Annotated in this window: 18 protein-coding genes; 14 read left to right on the top strand and 4 right to left on the bottom strand. The window is 69.3% G+C overall.

Going from position 1 to position 14,864, the window contains the following annotated elements:
• The first annotated feature begins 29 nt into the window (after positions 1-29).
• Positions 30-1,085 carry a hydroxymethylbilane synthase gene (gene hemC, locus ACIG5A_RS39810; RefSeq protein WP_397249988.1) on the top strand — a complete coding sequence of 352 codons (1,056 nt, stop codon included), beginning with the start codon at positions 30-32 and terminating at the stop codon, positions 1,083-1,085.
• Positions 1,082-2,647, top strand: a complete 1,566-nt coding sequence (locus tag ACIG5A_RS39805; protein WP_397249986.1) for a uroporphyrinogen-III synthase — start codon at positions 1,082-1,084, stop codon at positions 2,645-2,647. Before hemC ends, ACIG5A_RS39805 begins: the two co-directional genes overlap by 4 nt.
• Positions 2,648-2,732: 85 nt before the next feature.
• On the opposite strand, the gene ACIG5A_RS39800 is transcribed toward ACIG5A_RS39805, so the two are convergent.
• The 3 genes from ACIG5A_RS39800 to ACIG5A_RS39790 all read right to left on the bottom strand — a co-directional run bounded on the left by ACIG5A_RS39800 (position 2,733) and on the right by ACIG5A_RS39790 (position 4,955).
• A complete protein-coding gene (locus ACIG5A_RS39800) occupies positions 2,733-3,035 on the bottom strand; it encodes a hypothetical protein (RefSeq protein ID WP_397249984.1) in 303 nt (100 codons plus the stop codon).
• 188 nt (positions 3,036-3,223) lie between these two features.
• Complete coding sequence (locus ACIG5A_RS39795; RefSeq protein WP_397249982.1) at positions 3,224-4,087, bottom strand: tetratricopeptide repeat protein; 864 nt, start codon at positions 4,085-4,087, stop codon at positions 3,224-3,226.
• An 82-nt stretch (positions 4,088-4,169) separates the two neighbouring features.
• Positions 4,170-4,955, bottom strand: a complete 786-nt coding sequence (locus ACIG5A_RS39790; protein WP_397249980.1) for a hypothetical protein — start codon at positions 4,953-4,955, stop codon at positions 4,170-4,172.
• A 310-nt stretch (positions 4,956-5,265) separates the two neighbouring features.
• On the opposite strand from ACIG5A_RS39790, the gene ACIG5A_RS39785 reads away from it, so the two are divergent.
• The 6 genes from ACIG5A_RS39785 to ACIG5A_RS39760 all read left to right on the top strand — a co-directional run bounded on the left by ACIG5A_RS39785 (position 5,266) and on the right by ACIG5A_RS39760 (position 8,110).
• Positions 5,266-5,442 (top strand): hypothetical protein, encoded by a 177-nt coding sequence (locus ACIG5A_RS39785; RefSeq protein WP_397249978.1) that lies wholly within the window; start codon positions 5,266-5,268, stop codon positions 5,440-5,442.
• Positions 5,443-5,488: 46 nt separating this feature from the next.
• Entirely contained in the window at positions 5,489-6,472 is a 984-nt protein-coding gene (gene hemB, locus ACIG5A_RS39780; RefSeq protein ID WP_397249976.1) for a porphobilinogen synthase, read from the top strand.
• A 271-nt stretch (positions 6,473-6,743) separates the two neighbouring features.
• A complete protein-coding gene (locus tag ACIG5A_RS39775; RefSeq protein ID WP_397249975.1) occupies positions 6,744-7,253 on the top strand; it encodes a hypothetical protein in 510 nt (169 codons plus the stop codon).
• Complete coding sequence (locus ACIG5A_RS39770) at positions 7,250-7,492, top strand: hypothetical protein (RefSeq protein WP_397249973.1); 243 nt, start codon at positions 7,250-7,252, stop codon at positions 7,490-7,492. Before ACIG5A_RS39775 ends, ACIG5A_RS39770 begins: the two co-directional genes overlap by 4 nt.
• Positions 7,493-7,529: 37 nt before the next feature.
• On the top strand, positions 7,530-7,766 hold the full coding sequence (locus ACIG5A_RS39765) for a hypothetical protein (RefSeq protein ID WP_397249971.1): 237 nt from the start codon (positions 7,530-7,532) through the stop codon (positions 7,764-7,766).
• Positions 7,767-7,861: 95 nt separating this feature from the next.
• Complete coding sequence (locus ACIG5A_RS39760) at positions 7,862-8,110, top strand: hypothetical protein (RefSeq protein ID WP_397249969.1); 249 nt, start codon at positions 7,862-7,864, stop codon at positions 8,108-8,110.
• Between the two features lies 1 nt (position 8,111).
• On the opposite strand, the gene ACIG5A_RS39755 is transcribed toward ACIG5A_RS39760, so the two are convergent.
• Positions 8,112-8,489: a hypothetical protein gene (locus ACIG5A_RS39755; protein WP_397249967.1), complete on the bottom strand. Its 378-nt coding sequence runs from the start codon at positions 8,487-8,489 to the stop codon at positions 8,112-8,114.
• Positions 8,490-8,649: 160 nt separating this feature from the next.
• Between ACIG5A_RS39755 and hemL the strand changes: the two genes are divergently transcribed.
• The 6 genes from hemL (at position 8,650) to ccsB (ending at position 14,863) form a co-directional block, all read left to right on the top strand.
• Positions 8,650-9,984 carry a glutamate-1-semialdehyde 2,1-aminomutase gene (gene hemL / locus ACIG5A_RS39750; protein ID WP_397249965.1) on the top strand — a complete coding sequence of 445 codons (1,335 nt, stop codon included), beginning with the start codon at positions 8,650-8,652 and terminating at the stop codon, positions 9,982-9,984.
• A gap of 104 nt (positions 9,985-10,088) precedes the next feature.
• A complete protein-coding gene (locus ACIG5A_RS39745) occupies positions 10,089-10,718 on the top strand; it encodes a histidine phosphatase family protein (protein WP_397250336.1) in 630 nt (209 codons plus the stop codon).
• Positions 10,715-11,317 (top strand): TlpA disulfide reductase family protein, encoded by a 603-nt coding sequence (locus ACIG5A_RS39740; RefSeq protein ID WP_397249963.1) that lies wholly within the window; start codon positions 10,715-10,717, stop codon positions 11,315-11,317. The genes ACIG5A_RS39745 and ACIG5A_RS39740 overlap by 4 nt, the downstream gene beginning before the upstream one ends.
• Positions 11,314-12,159, top strand: coding sequence for a cytochrome c biogenesis CcdA family protein (locus ACIG5A_RS39735; RefSeq protein ID WP_397249961.1), 846 nt, complete (start codon positions 11,314-11,316; stop codon positions 12,157-12,159). The genes ACIG5A_RS39740 and ACIG5A_RS39735 overlap by 4 nt, the downstream gene beginning before the upstream one ends.
• The gene (locus ACIG5A_RS39730) at positions 12,156-13,895 is read left to right on the top strand and encodes a cytochrome c biogenesis protein ResB (RefSeq protein WP_397249959.1); all 1,740 of its coding nucleotides are present in this window, start codon (positions 12,156-12,158) and stop codon (positions 13,893-13,895) included. The genes ACIG5A_RS39735 and ACIG5A_RS39730 overlap by 4 nt, the downstream gene beginning before the upstream one ends.
• A gap of 2 nt (positions 13,896-13,897) precedes the next feature.
• Positions 13,898-14,863, top strand: coding sequence for a c-type cytochrome biogenesis protein CcsB (gene ccsB / locus ACIG5A_RS39725; RefSeq protein ID WP_397249957.1), 966 nt, complete (start codon positions 13,898-13,900; stop codon positions 14,861-14,863).
• Position 14,864 lies beyond the last annotated feature (1 nt).

Genomic DNA, 14,864 nt, shown 5'->3' with positions numbered 1-14,864 from the left:
GGCTCCGCTCATGCCGGAAGTGAAACAGCATGACAATGGTGCAGGAAGAGGACAACGTGACCGCAGGCAGCACGCACGCGCCGTGGCGGATCGGCACCCGAGGCAGCCTGCTGGCGCTCACCCAGGCGGGCACGGTCCGCGATGCGCTGATCGCCGCCGGGCATCCGGCCGAGCTGGTCGTCATCAAGACCGCCGGTGACCTGTCCTCCGACCCGGTGCAGAAGATCGGCGTCGGCGTGTTCACCTCCGCGCTGCGCGACGAGCTGGCCGCGGGCACGATCGACATCGCCGTGCACTCCTACAAAGACCTGCCGACCGCGCAGGATCCGCGCTTCGTCATCGCCGCGATCCCGCCGCGCGAGGATCCGCGCGACGCGCTGGTCGCCCGCGACGGGCTCGTGCTCGGTGAGCTGCCCGCCGGTTCCCGCGTCGGCACCTCGGCGCCACGGCGCGCGGCCCAGCTGCGTGCGCTCGGGCTCGGCCTGGACATCGTGCCGCTGCGCGGCAATCTGGACACCAGGCTGCGCAAGGTTGCCGAGGGTGAGCTGGACGCGGTGGTCGTCGCCAGAGCCGGCTTGGCCAGGATCGAAAGGACCGAGGCGGTGACCGAGGCGCTGGAGCCGGTGCAGATGCTGCCCGCCCCGGCCCAGGGCGCGCTCGCTGTCGAATGCCGCAGCGACGACACCACGTTGATCACCGTGCTGACCGGCCTGGACGATGCGGCGACGCGCGCGGCGATCACCGCGGAACGTGCTTTACTCGCCGAATTGGAGGCGGGATGTACCGCCCCGATCGGTGCGCTCGCCGAAGTGGTCGAATCGCTCGACGACGACGGCCGCGTGATGGACGAGCTGTCGCTACGCGGTTGCGCCGCGGCCATCGACGGATCCGACGTGCTGCGCGCGTCGGTGGTCGGCGCGCCGGAGCGGGCCGAGGAGCTCGGCCGGGCGCTGGCCCGCGAGCTGCTGGAGATGGGCGCGCGCGAGCTGCTCAGCACCCACGAGCCGGACGGCTCCACCACACCGGCGGTGACGACGCCCGCCGCAGACTTTGACAATCCCAGCCCAATGGAGAATCGCCAATGAGCAGCCGTGCCACCAAGAAGCAACCTGGTCGGATCATTTTCGTCGGGTCGGGTCCCGGTGACCCGGCGCTGCTCACCGTGCGGGCCCGCGAGGTGCTCGGCCGGGCGCGGCTGGCATTCACCGATCCGGATGTCGACAAGGGCGTGCTCGCGCTGATCGGCATCGCGGTCGAGGAGGATCCGGATGGCACCCGCCCGGTCGACGTGCGTCCCGCGCTCGGCGAGCCCGCCGAGGTGGCCAAGACGCTGATCGCGGAGGCGCGCAACGGGCACGACGTGGTTCGCGTGGTCGCCGGTGACCCGCTGACCACCGACGCGGTGATCAACGAGGTCAACACGGTCACCCGCTCGCACATGGTCTTCGAGGTGCTGCCCGGCCTGCCGAGCGGTTCGGCGGTGCCGAGCTACGCGGGTATCGCGCTCGGCTCCGGGCACACCGAGGCCGACGTGCGCGGTGAGGTCGACTGGGCCGCGCTGGCCGCCGCCCCCGGCCCGCTCGTCCTGCACGCCACCTCCGGCCACCTGGCCGAAACCGCCAGCGCGCTGGTCGAACACGGTATGGCGCCGCAGACCCCGGTCGCGGTGACCGTGCGCGGCACCACCCGTCAGCAGCGCACCATCGAGGCCACCCTGGCGACGCTGAACAGCGCGGCTTCCGAACTGGTCGGCCCGCTGGTGGTGACGATCGGCAAGGTCGTCGCCGCGCGGTCGAAGATGTCGTGGTGGGAATCGCGGGCGCTGTACGGCTGGACCGTGCTCGTGCCGCGCACCAAGGATCAGGCCGCCGAGATGAGCGAGCGTCTGGTGACGCACGGCGCCATCCCGATGGAGGTGCCGACCATCGCGGTCGAGCCGCCGCGCAGCCCGGCGCAGATGGAGCGCGCGGTCAAGGGCCTGGTCGACGGCCGCTACCAGTGGGTGGTGTTCACCTCGACCAACGCGGTGCGCGCGGTGTGGGAGAAGTTCGCCGAATTCGGTTTGGACGCACGGGCTTTCTCCGGTGTGAAGATCGCCTGCGTTGGCGAGGCCACCGCGGAGAAGGTGCGCTCGTTCGGCATCAACCCGGAGCTGGTGCCCTCGGGTGAGCAGTCCTCCGAGGGCCTGCTCGCCGACTTCCCGCCCTACGACGACGTGTTCGACCCGGTGAACCGAGTCCTGTTGCCGCGCGCCGATATCGCCACCGAGACGCTGGCCGAGGGCCTGCGCGATCGCGGCTGGGAAATCGACGACGTGACCGCCTACCGCACGGTGCGCGCCTCCCCGCCGCCCGCGGAGACCCGCGAGATGATCAAGACCGGCGGTTTCGACGCGGTCCTGTTCACCTCGTCCTCCACGGTGCGAAACCTGGTCGGCATCGCGGGTAAGCCGCACACCCGCACCATCGTGGCCTGCATCGGCCCGAAGACCGCCGAGACGGCCATCGAATTCGGCCTGCGCGTGGACGTGCAGCCCGAGACGGCGCAGGTCGGCCCGCTGGTCGAGGCGCTCGCGGAGCACGCCGCTCGCCTGCGTGCCGAGGGCCTGCTGCCGCCGCCGCGCAAGAAGAGCCGCCGCAGCCGCTGAACAGTCGGCGCGTAGTGCCCGCACCGAATTCGGTGCGGGCACTCGCGTTTTCACGGCGCCCACTATCGGTTTCGCCCGTCGCCTTTCAGCGTCGCGTGCGCATCAGGTCGCGCACCAGCCGGCAGGTGGTGTCCGACGGCGGGCGGATGCCGACGAGCTCGGCGGTGCGCCGGATCTCGTCGTTGCGGGCCTGCTTCGCGACATAGACGCCGGAATCCAGCAGCGCGATCGCCAGCCGCATCGCCTTCAGCCTGCGGTTGTGCGTGACGTACCAGGAGCGCGGACGTCCAGCGGGCAGCCGCTTCTTCTCCAGCGGGGCATACGGCCGATCGATCACCTTCGGCGCGACGACCTTCGAGGCAACGACCTTGGGTATAACAGTGGCCACAGGACTCCTCCCATCACGATCGGGGGAAGTCGATTCCCCCCTCGAACGTACCTTCGATTCTACCGGCCGCCACCGACAAGTTCCGCTGGCCACAAGGGTTTTCGCGCAGCCGCACACCCCGTGATTCCTGCGCATTCGCAGACGATTCGATGTGCGGGAAGCCGAAGGTGAGCGGCTGGGTGCCGGTCTCAGAGATCGTGCAGGAGGCGCAGCGCTTGCGGATGTCCCAGTGCCGCAGCGCGTTCGAGCCAGTCCTGTGCCTCCTGATGCGGCGAGGGTTCGCCGGTGATGATGCCCGCTACCGTGCGCAGGGTGTCCGGGTCGTCCAAACTGCCAGGTACGTGCTGAATGTGCTGTTCCCGCAGGAAGAGCGCGAGATGGAACATCGAATCCGGATCACCTGCCTCGGACCCGCGGCGCAGCCAGCGCTCGCTCGCCAGGTGGTCGCCGTCGCCGAGGCAGATCGTGCCGAGTACGGCCATGGCGTCGGTGCGGCCACGGCGCACCGCCTCGGTGAGCAGTGCGATGGCGCGGTCGAGTTGACCGCGCCTGGCCAGGTGCACGCCGAGACTTCGCATGGCCGTGGCGTTTCCGGCGTCGGCCGCGCTCTCGTACCAGTACTCCGCCTCCGCGTCGTTGCCGCGCTGGTTGGCCACGACGCCCATATTGCAGAGCGCTTCGGGCAGCCCCGCTTCGGCCGCGGGGCGGAACCAGCGCTCGGCCTCGTCGAGGTTGCCGCGTTCCAGTTGCAGCACGCCGAGCTGCTGGCCCGCCGCCTCGTCACCCGCCGCGGCGGCGGCCGCCAACCAGGTGACGGCCTCGGCGATCCGGCCGTCGGCGGCGAGGAATCTGCCGAGCGCGGCCATTGCGGTGATGCTTCCGAGTTCGACCGCGCGGCGCAGCCACGACTCCGCGCCCGCCGCATCGCCGGATTCCCACAGCCGTTGCGCGAGGTGCGCCATGGCGCGGACGTCGCCGTCCTCGGCGATGACGCGCAGCGCGTTCAGCTTTCGCTCGTTCGCGGCGGTCTGGTCCGGCGGATCGGTGGGCATGGGCGTCCTCTGGTCGGCGGATGCGATCGATGATTGCCGCGCATTGCCGACCTGTCATCACCCGAGTTCGCCGGTCGGGTGTTCACGCCGGATAGGGAATGTGGTGCTGATAGCCCTGATCGTGCGCGTACGCGGCGAGTTGGGCATCGAAGCTGCCGATGCTGCCGAGCAGCCAGGTATGTCCGGTGTCCTTGACAACCACGATCGGCCCGCCGCTGTCCGAGGCCAGCTGCGGCGGTGTGCCGTCCTCGTACCAGGAGGTGGTCGCCCACGGGAAGACGTAGGCCCAGCCGACATCGAACACGTGGGTCGGCGGACCGAGCTGGAACGGGTCGTGCGGATCGGCCCACTGCCTGCCGTGGTCGGCCAGCAGATGCCTGGCGCTGTTGCGGGCGACCCGGATATCGAGCGGTCCCGTGCTGGTGTTCGGGAAGGGCACGTTCTCGTCGGGGGTACCGAGCAGCCTGCGCCCCGCCGCCCACGACACCTCGCACGGCCTGCTCTCCAACCGCACGAACACCGTGTGCGCGGTATCGGAGAATCGCACCCGCAGTATCGCGTCATCGGTGCCGCCCACCAGATGCCTGCCCTGCGACTGCTGCCACTCGTGCATGTCGGGCGTCATGCCCAGATATTCGAAAGCCCTGCGCGCCACCGGCATCAGCTCGGGACCGGCGATCTTGCGCGCGATGAAACCGACACGGAACACCCGCCCCGTCCCGTCGAGCGCCCGCCACGCGCGCAGCGCGGTGACCGGCGGTGCGAGCCCGCCGGTGAGCAGCGGCCACCACTGCGCGAGCGCCACCGCCGCCCATGATTCGAAGTCGGCGGCCCGCGCGAGAGAGGCGTCGGTCTGCGGATCGGTCATGCTGGCTCCCCCAGGGTTGCCCTCCGTCTGAAGTATGCGCCTCGGACGGGTGATCTCGCTGAGTGTCCGTAACGGCGGGTCCGGCCAACCCGGTAGGTCGGCGGCGAATGTCCATCCGCCGCAAGGGTTCACAGGTAGCCGACCAGTCGTCGAGACCGCGTCGAATCGGCATGGGCCCGATCGTGATTGCGCGATTCGGCAGCAGGGATACGCCTGTGCCGGTAATGGTTGAGTGCGCGACGCCGACCCATGCCGGGTTTCACCCGGTTGAGAAGGGGGAGCGGCGCGCCGCACGACTCGGGAGGACAGCATGACCAAGGCTCAGCGGATCAGGACCATCGTGGGGAGTATCGGCATCATCGCGATCGCGATCGGCGTGTGGTTCCTTCCGGTGACACCGAGCTTCCGTATCACCGCGGCGGTGACCGGGCTCCTGGCCATGGGCACGCTGATCTTCGCGCTGAGCCAGAGCGCGGACCGCGGCTGAGGGCACCGCCCGACCCGTCGCGCGCGAGCGGGCATATCATGCGAACATGACCGGATTGGACCGCCCACGGCGGTTGCGCCGTACTCCAGCGATGCGGCGTCTTGTGGCCGAAACCACCCTCCAGCCACGGCAATTGGTATTGCCGATGTTCGTGGCCGACGGGCTGGACGAACCGCGCGAGATCAGCTCCATGCCCGGTGTGCTGCAGCATTCGATGGATTCGCTGCGCAAGGCGGCGGTCGAGGCGGTCGCGGCGGGCGTCGGCGGGCTGATGCTGTTCGGCGTGCCGCTGCCGGAGGACAAGGACGCCAGCGGCAGCAAGGCCAGCGATCCGGACGGCATCCTCAACCGCGGCCTGCGCGCACTGGCCGACGAGGTCGGCGGCGCGACGGTGATCATGGCCGACACCTGTCTCGACGAGTTCACCGACCACGGCCACTGCGGTGTGCTGTCGGCCGACGGCGCCGTCGACAACGACGCGACGCTGCACCGCTATGTGGAAATGGCGCTGGCCCAGGCGAATTCCGGCGCCGACCTGCTCGGCACCAGCGGCATGATGGACGGCCAGGTCGGCGCGATCCGGCGCGGCCTCGACGCGGTCGGCCGCACCGATACCGGCATCCTCGCCTACGCCGCCAAATACGCCTCGGCGTTCTACGGACCGTTCCGCGAGGCGGTCGGCTCATCGCTCCAGGGCGATCGGCGTACCTACCAGCAGGATCCGGCCAACCGCCGCGAGGCGATCCGGGAACTGGAGCTGGATCTGGCCGAGGGTGCGGACATCGTCATGGTGAAGCCCGCCATGTCGTACCTGGACATCCTGCGCGATGTCGCCGACCGTTCGACGGTGCCGGTGGCGGCGTACCAGATCTCCGGTGAGTACGCGATGATCACCGCGGCCGCCGAGCGCGGCTGGATCGATCGCCGCGGCGCCGTACTCGAATCGCTGCTCGGTATCCGGCGGGCCGGTGCGGATATCGTGCTCACCTACTGGGCCACCGAGGCCGCGCACTGGCTCGACCAGCGATAGGGAAAGCGCGGACGCCAACCGGCGCCGAGTTTGTCTCGCACACCCGAACATGTATCGTGAGGGTTGTCACAGTGGACAGGAATACCTGGAGTTATCTGCGCGTCAGCAGGCTCCGGTCGATCGGAGGCTTCGATGCGCGTGGTGATTCAACAGCCGCAGAGCATTCGGCGGGAATTGGCCGTGCTGAGCCTGCTGATCCTGTTCGGTGTTGTCACCGTCGCCGTCCTGCTGATCCCCGGCCTCATGCGCTGAGGCGGCCGCTGTTCCCGACGTGACCGAGGAGTCGAAGGCCGCTGCCCTGCTATTCGCCGAACCGGGCGCCCGCTGGCGCGCCGTGGCATACGGGCCGGTGCTGTGTGCGATCGTGCTGGTCGTCGAGCTGGTCACCGGTAGTTCGGTGCACTGGTTCGCGCTGATCTTCTGCGCCGCGCTGATCGCCGGTTTCGTTGCGCTGCAGGTGATCGCGGGCCAGCGGCACGTCAGTGTGGCGCTCACCGGCGAAGCGTTGCGCGAGGGTACCGAGACACTCCCGCTGACCTCGATCGCGGAGGTGCTGCCCGAGCGCGACGAGGATTCCTGGGACGATGAGGACTGGGAGTCGGCGCGCGCGCTCGGCGAACTGTCCGGCGTGCCGCGCAAGCGCACCGGTATCGGGCTTCGCCTCGCCGACGGCGGTCTGGTGCAGGCGTGGGCCAGGGACCATCGCACGCTGCGCACCGAACTGACCGGCGCGGTGCGGCGAATTCGGGATACCGACAGCGAGAACGGAGCGGACCGGTGAAGAAGTGGATCGTGGTGGTCGTCGACCTGGTCCTGACCGCGCTGTGCCTGCTCGGTGCGGTGGCGAGCTGGCGCGGCGGTCTGCGCCACACCGTATTCAGTGCGGTCGGTGAGATACCGGCCTTCGAGGCGACCCGCTATTCCGCACCCTGGCTGCTGCTCGCCGCCGTGCTTGTCGCGGTGGGCGGCCTGCTCGCGATCGACGGCGTCGCGCGGGCGGTCGGCGTCCTCCGTCGATAGCCAGTTTTGTGCCAGGGATCGGGGGAACATCGATCCCATGAAGCCAACAGTCCGCATCAAGGGCATCCTCGCGGGGGTCGTGGCGGGTGGCCTGATCGGTGCGGCGGCCGTCGCACCCGCTGCCGCGGCGCCCGCCGCCGAGGCGCCGGTACCGGTGACTCCCGTCCTCATCGCGACACCGCCCGCACCGTTGCTGCATCTGCTACCGCCGCCGCTCGATTGCCTGGTGACCACCGGCTGGGCGCTGTTCTGCCTGGGCATCACGTCGTCCTGACCAGGCATCGGCCGCCGGGATCGCAGGAATATGCTTGTGGCCGTTAGGATTTCGGGCGCAAGTGGAATTCGTGCGTTCGATGAAGGGTAATCCTGGTGAAGCGGCTGATCGGCAAGGTTTGTGCGACGGTGGCGGTGTCCGCCGCGATCGGAATAGGCGTCGGCGCGGTTCCGGCCACCGCTGGCGCGGCGGCTCCCGGCCTGCCGCTGGAACAGGCGCCGGAGGCGGTTTCGGTCGCGCCCGCGCCGATCTTCGTGCCGGAGAGTCTTTCCGCGGGCCCCTACAACTCCTTCATGTGCTACCTGCACACCGTCTCGGCCGCGGCGCCGTGCATGTACAGCTGACTCAGTGCCAGTTCTGGTAAATATCCAGCACACGCCCGTTCCTGGTGCCGGGCGCGTTGACGTAGAAGGTGACGGTGCCGTCGGGATGGTCGGCGGCCTCCATCATGATCTGCCGTAGCGAGGCGTGCACGCCGCCCTGATCGTCGCGGTAGATGGTCGTGTCGCTCTTCAGGCCCGCACCGATCCTGTTGAGCGGCACGAACATGGTGACGAGCGCGGGCAGCGGTCCGTCGGAGATCGCCGAGGTCTCCTCGTGGCTCAGGGTCAGGCCGACCCGGTCCTGCTGGCCGATCGGCACCGCGGCACCGGCGTTCCCAGCGCCGAATGCGAGTGCCGTGGCGAGCGCCGCGCCTACCGCAGTGATGAGGGCAATCCGCATGACGAGCCTCCCGGCCGATAGCTGGTCTGTGCTGGCAATCAAGAAGCTATCTCTAGGGGGTCCTTCTCCGGGCCAAAATGGGTCCGGCGTGTTGCGACGCACGCCACTCTCCTACACCCTGTCGTCGACGCGTGCGCGCCGGGCTGACAGACTGGTTCGCGTGAGTTCTTCTCCGCGCGCGACCAGGGCATCGGTTCCGGTTTCCGCTCAACTCTTCGAACGGGCGAGCTCGGTGATTCCGGGCGGCGTCAACTCCCCGGTGCGTGCCTTCAAATCCGTCGGCGGCACACCGCGATTCATCGCCTCCGCCAGCGGCTACACGCTGATCGATGCCGACGGCAACGACTACGTCGACCTGGTGTGTTCGTGGGGCCCGATGATTCTCGGGCACGCGCACCCCGCGGTCGTCGACGCGGTGCGGCGGGCCGCGGTCGGCGGTCTGTCCTTCGGTGCGCCGACCGAGGCCGAGATCGAGCTCGCCGAGCTCATCGCCGAGCGCACGCCCGCCGAGCGGGTGCGGCTGGTGAACTCCGGCACCGAGGCCACCATGAGCGCGGTCCGGCTGGCCCGCGGCTACACCGGGCGCTCCAAGATCATCAAGTTCGCCGGCTGTTATCACGGCCATGTCGACGCGCTGCTCGCCGACGCCGGATCCGGTGTCGCCACGCTCGGCCTGCCCACCTCGCCGGGGGTCACCGGGGCGCAGGCCTCGGACACCATCGTGCTGCCGTACAACGACCTCGACGCGGTCGCCGTGGCCTTCGCCGAACATCCCGGCGCGATCGCCTGTGTGATCACCGAGGCGGCCGCGGGCAATATGGGCGCGGTCGCGCCGCTGCCCGGCTTCAACGAGGGACTGCGCAAGCTCGCGCACGACAACGGCGCACTGCTGATCATGGACGAGGTGATGACCGGATTCCGGGTCAGCCGCTCCGGCTGGTTCGGGCTCGAGGGCGTCGCCGGCGATCTGTACACCTTCGGCAAGGTGATGAGTGGCGGCCTGCCCGCCGCGGCGTTCGGCGGTCGCACCGAGATCATGAATCAGCTCGCGCCGCTCGGCCCGGTCTATCAGGCGGGCACCCTGTCCGGAAATCCGGTCGCGGTCGCCGCGGGCCTCGCCTCGCTGCGCGCCGCCGACGACGCGGTCTACGCCGCGCTCGATCGCAACGCCGAGCGGCTCGGCGCCCTGTTCACCGACGCGCTGACCACCGCGGGGGTCGAGCACCAGGTGCAGTTCGCGGGCAATATGGTGAGCGTGTTCTTCGCCGACCGCCCGGTCACCGACTACGCCGCTGCCAAGGACAGTCAGACCTGGCGCTACCCAGCCTTCTTCCACGCGCTACTCGACGGCGGCGTCTATGCGCCGCCCAGCGCGTACGAGGCGTGGTTCGTCTCCTCGGCGCTCGACGAGGACGCATTCGACCGTATCGCCGCCGCTCTGCCCGCCGCCGCACACGCGGCCGCGGCCGCAACCCCCGAAGGATCCCGCGCGTGAGTTCCGATCAGCCCGATACCGAGCGCGAGCTAAGCGTCACTGCCGCAGCTACTTCCGACGCCGCCGTGCGTGCGGAGTCCGACGAGGACGACGCCACCCCCGCACTGGTCGAGACGATCGTGCACGTGCTGCGCCACGGCGAGGTGCACAACCCGAAGGGCATCCTCTACGGCAGGCTGCCCGGCTTCAGCCTCTCGGTGACCGGCCGGGCGCAGGCGGGCGCGGTGGCGCGCTCGCTAGCCGATCACGACATCGCGCTGGTGATCGCCTCCCCGCTGCAGCGGGCGCAGGAGACCGCCGAGCCGATCGCCAAGCAGCACGGCCTGATCGTGCGCACCGACGAGAACCTCATCGAGGCGGGCAACACCTTCGAGGGCCTGCGGGTCTCGGTCGGCGACGGCGCGCTGCGCAAGCCGAGGCACTGGTGGAAGCTGCGCGACCCGTTCACCCCGTCCTGGGGCGAGCCGTACCTGCAGATCGCGCACCGCATGCTGGCCGCGGTGAACAAGGCGCGGGTCGAGGCGGCCGGGCACGAGGCGGTGCTCGTCTCCCATCAGCTGCCGGTGTGGACGCTGCGGCGGTTCCTGCAGGGGCAGCGGCTCTGGCACGACCCGAGGCAGCGGCAGTGCTCGCTCGCCTCGCTGACTTCGCTTGTCTACCAGGGAGACACGCTCGTCGACATCGTCTACTCCGAGCCGGCGGGCGGGTCGGATCCCTCGGTGCACGGCGCATGAGAAGGCCCACCGCGCCGATCCTGCTCGCCTGCCTGGCGCTGATCGCCGCGCTGGCGGGTTGTGCGACCGGAACGGACGCGGTGGCCTCCGGCGGTACCTTCGAATTCGTCTCACCCGGCGGCAAGACCGAGATCCTCTACGATCCGCCGAGTTCGCGCGGCACCATCGGCAAGCTGTCCGGCCCCGATCTGATGACCGCGGGCAAGACCGATTCGGTCGAGGACTTCCCGGGCAAGGTCGTGGTGATCAACCTCTGGGGGCAGTGGTGCGGTCCGTGCCGCGCCGAGGCGCCCGCGCTGGAGCAGGTCTACGAGGCGACCAAGGACAAGGGCGTCGCGTTCCTCGGCATCAATGTCCGTGACCCGCAGAAGGACAAGGCGCAGGACTTCGTCACCGACAACAAGGTCGGTTACCCGTCCATCTACGACCCGTCCATGCGGACCCTGCTCGCGCTCGGCGGCAACTTCCCGACCAGCGTCATCCCGACCACGCTGATCCTGGATCGGCAGCATCGGGTCGCGGCGGTCTTCCTGAAGGCGCTGCTCGCGGACGATCTGCGGCCGGTGGTCGAACGCATCGCGGCGGAGAGCGACCGGTGAGCGAGGTTTCGGTGCTCGCCGCGGTCGGCGACTCGTTCCAGCAGACGGCGGCCACCGGGCCGTTGCTCGTCGCGCTCGGTGCGTGCCTGCTCGCCGGGCTGGTGTCGTTCGCGTCGCCGTGCGTGGTGCCGCTGGTTCCCGGCTATCTGTCCTATCTGGCCGGGTTGGTCGGTGCGGAAGCGCCACCGGCGACGGTCGCCCAGGCCAAAGGCGATGGTGGACGGGCGGTTTCGGTCGAACGCGCCGCTCGCACCGGCAAGCTGCGGATAGCGGGCGCGGCCGGGCTGTTCGTCGCCGGATTCACCGTCGTGTTCGTGCTCGCCACCGCAACGGTTTTCGGTGTCATCCAGACCCTCAACGTGAATCGTGAACTGCTGCAGCGCATCGGCGGCGTGGTCACCATCGTGATGGGGCTCGCGTTCATCGGCCTGATCCCCGCGCTGCAGCGCGACACCAGGATGGAACCGCGCAGGCTGACAAGCATTCTCGGCGCACCGCTGCTCGGCGGCGTCTTCGCGCTCGGCTGGACGCCGTGCCTCGGGCCGACGCTGTCCGGCGTGATGGCGGTGGCCGCGGGCACCGACGGAACCACCGCGGTGCGCGGCGTCGCGCTCATCGTCGCCTACTGCCTCGGGCTCGGATTGCCGTTCGTCATCCTGGCTTTCGGCTCGGCCAGCGCGTTGCGCGGGGTCGGCTGGCTGCGGCGCAATTCGCGGACCATTCAGATCATCGGGGGCATCCTGCTCGTCGCGGTCGGCGTCGCGCTGGTCACGGGGGCGTGGGACCAGTTCGTCGCCTGGGTGCGCGACGCCTTCGTTTCCGAGGTGACCCTGCCGATATGACCGTGATGGACCCGCCTGTGGCCGAACAGAATTCACCCGCCCAACCGCCCCGCCAGTCCCTGCCCGGCCGGGCGTGGGCACTGGTGCGCAACACCTGGCGCGGGCTCACCAGCATGCGCACCGCGCTGGTGCTGCTGTTCCTGCTCGCCCTCGGCGCCATCCCCGGCGCGCTGCTGCCGCAGCGAAGTCTCAACGAGCAGAAGGTCGCCGAGTACATCGCCAAGCGGCCGACGCTCGGTCCGTGGATGGACCGGTTCGAACTGTTCGACGTGTTCGGCAGCTTCTGGTTCACCGCCATCTATGTGCTGCTGTTCATTTCGCTTGTCGGCTGCATCCTGCCGCGCTGTCTCGATCACTACCGTGCGCTGCGTACGCCGCCGGTGCGGGTACCGCGCAACCTGACCCGGCTGCCGCATCACTACTCGGGCACCTCGACGCGGACACCGGACGCGGTGATCGAGCAGGCGCGAAAGCAGTTGCGCGGCTGGCGCACCGAGGTGCGGCACGGCGCGAACCTCGGGCCCGGAGGCGGCAGCCTGCGTAACCACGAAGGGCCCGGTGAGCGCCGCATTCAACCCAGCACCCGCGACGGCGAGGTCACGCTGTCGGCGGAGAAGGGCTACACCCGCGAACTCGGCAACCTGGTGTTCCATCTGGCGCTGGTCGGGCTGCTGGTGGCGATCGCGGTCGGCAAGCTGTTCGGGTACGAGGGCAACGTGATCGTCATCGCGAACAACGGGCCGGGGTTCTGCACCACCTCGCCTGCGGTGTTCGACTCGTTCAAGGCGGGCAACGTCAACGACGGCACCGGGATGACCCCGATCTGCGTGCGGGTCAAGGACTTCAAGGCCGACTACCTGAAGACCGGCCAGGCCGAGATGTTCACCTCGAACATCGCCTACCAGGCGGGCGACGACCTGAACACCGACACCTGGCGCGAGACGGCGATCCAGGTGAACCATCCGCTGCGGGTCGCCGGGGACCGGCTGTACCTGCAGGGCCACGGCTTCGCGCCGACGTTCACCGTCACCTTCCCGAACGGGCAGACGCGCACCGAGACCATTCAGTGGCGCCCGACGAATGCCACCACCTTCCTGTCCAGCGGTGTGCTGCGCATCGATCCGCCCGGCGGCATGTTCGCCACCGAGGAGGAGCGGCGCAAGAACCAGATCGCCATCGAGGGCCTTTTCGCGCCGACCGCCTCCTTCCACGGCAAGCTGCTGAGCTCCTCGTTCCCGACCATGGACGATCCCGCGGTCGCGGTCGACATCTACCGCGGCGATACCGGGCTCGACACCGGGCGCTCGCAGTCGCTGTTCGCGCTCGATCCGGAGATGGTGGCGCAAGGCCGGTTGACCAAGGAGGCCAGGGTCAACCTGCGCCCCGGCGAATCGAGCACGCTGCCCAACGGCACCAAGGTGACCTTCGACGGCGCGCAGGAATTCGTGAACCTGCAGGTGTCGCACGACCCGGCGCAGCAGTGGGTGCTGATCAGCGCGCTGGCCATGATGGCGGGGCTGATGGTGTCGCTGCTGGTGAAGCGGCGCCGGATCTGGCTGCGCGTCTATCCGGCCGGGGATTCTGCCGGTACGGTTGATCAACGACACACCGTAGTAGAGATGGGCGGGCTCGCGAGAACCGATCAAGCGGGCTGGGGCGGCGAATTCGATCGCCTGCGCGGCCGCCTGCTCGACAATGCCACGCCGGACGCGAACGTGAAGACCACGGGAGAGTAAGTATGCCGATCAACGAGACCCTCTCGCGCTTCAGCGATTTCGCGTTCAAGACCTCGATCGTGGTGTACGCGCTGGTGCTGATCCTGCTGATCGTGCAGTACGCGTCGACGCGTTCGAAGCAGGTCGCCGAGCGCGAACTGGCGTACGCGGGCGGGCCCGCCGATCCCGCGCTGCCCGGCCGGGTGCAGACGCCGCAGGCCAAGCCGCTGTCGGAGCGCTACGGCAATATGGCGTTCTCGGTGCTGATCGTCGGCGTGGTGCTGCACGTGGCCTCGATCGTGTTGCGCGGCTTCGCGACTCATCGTTTCCCGCTCGGCAACATGTACGAATTCGTCACCATGGCCGCCGGCGCCGCGGTGGCCGTCGGCGTGCTGTTCCTTCGCGAGCAGAAGTACCGCCTGATGTGGGTGTTCCTGCTCGTCCCCGTGCTCATCCTGATGTTCCTGGCCGGCACCGTGCTCTACGCCGACGCCGCACCGGTCGTGCCCGCGCTGAAGTCGTTCTGGCTGCCCATCCACGTCACCATCGTCAGCATCGGCAGCGGTGTCTTCCTCTTCTCCGGCGTCGCCAGCCTGCTGTTCCTGTACCGCCTGCGCCAGCCGGACGGTGCGGAATCCACCGGCGTCGTCGGCAATATCGCCCGCCGCCTCCCCGACGCGCGCACCCTCGACCGCCTCGCCTACAAAACCGCCATCATCGGCTTCCCCCTCTTCAGCGCAGGCGTCATCCTCGGCGCCATCTGGGCCGAAGCCGCCTGGGGCCGCTTCTGGGGCTGGGACCCCAAAGAAACCTGCTCCTTCATCGCCTGGGTCCTCTACGCCGCCTACCTCCACGCCCGCGCCACCTCCGGCTGGCGCGACACCAAAGCCGCCTGGATCAACATCGGCGGCTTCGTCGCCATGCTGTTCAACCTCTTCATCATCAACATGGTGATCAGCGGGTTGCACAGCTACGCGGGGCTGAACTGAC

Origin of the sequence: Nocardia sp. NPDC052566 (assembly GCF_044547285.1) — a bacterium.
Lineage (GTDB): Bacteria > Actinomycetota > Actinomycetes > Mycobacteriales > Mycobacteriaceae > Nocardia.
The sequence above is the reverse complement of the archived record's forward strand: the minus strand, read 5'-3'. Positions and strand labels throughout refer to the sequence as shown.

Excerpts from the sequence above, each read along its gene's own strand:
- hemC (WP_397249988.1), top strand. The coding sequence starts at position 30 with ATGACAATGGTGCAGGAAGAGGACAACGTGACCGCAGGCAGCACGCAC.
- ACIG5A_RS39805 (WP_397249986.1), top strand. The coding sequence starts at position 1,082 with ATGAGCAGCCGTGCCACCAAGAAGCAACCTGGTCGGATCATTTTCGTC.
- ACIG5A_RS39795 (WP_397249982.1), bottom strand. The coding sequence starts at position 4,087 with ATGCCCACCGATCCGCCGGACCAGACCGCCGCGAACGAGCGAAAGCTG.
- ACIG5A_RS39790 (WP_397249980.1), bottom strand. The coding sequence starts at position 4,955 with ATGACCGATCCGCAGACCGACGCCTCTCTCGCGCGGGCCGCCGACTTC.
- ACIG5A_RS39785 (WP_397249978.1), top strand. The coding sequence starts at position 5,266 with ATGACCAAGGCTCAGCGGATCAGGACCATCGTGGGGAGTATCGGCATC.
- hemB (WP_397249976.1), top strand. The coding sequence starts at position 5,489 with ATGACCGGATTGGACCGCCCACGGCGGTTGCGCCGTACTCCAGCGATG.
- ACIG5A_RS39765 (WP_397249971.1), top strand. The coding sequence starts at position 7,530 with ATGAAGCCAACAGTCCGCATCAAGGGCATCCTCGCGGGGGTCGTGGCG.
- ACIG5A_RS39755 (WP_397249967.1), bottom strand. The coding sequence starts at position 8,489 with ATGCGGATTGCCCTCATCACTGCGGTAGGCGCGGCGCTCGCCACGGCA.
- ACIG5A_RS39740 (WP_397249963.1), top strand. The coding sequence starts at position 10,715 with ATGAGAAGGCCCACCGCGCCGATCCTGCTCGCCTGCCTGGCGCTGATC.
- ACIG5A_RS39730 (WP_397249959.1), top strand. The coding sequence starts at position 12,156 with ATGACCGTGATGGACCCGCCTGTGGCCGAACAGAATTCACCCGCCCAA.
- ccsB (WP_397249957.1), top strand. The coding sequence starts at position 13,898 with ATGCCGATCAACGAGACCCTCTCGCGCTTCAGCGATTTCGCGTTCAAG.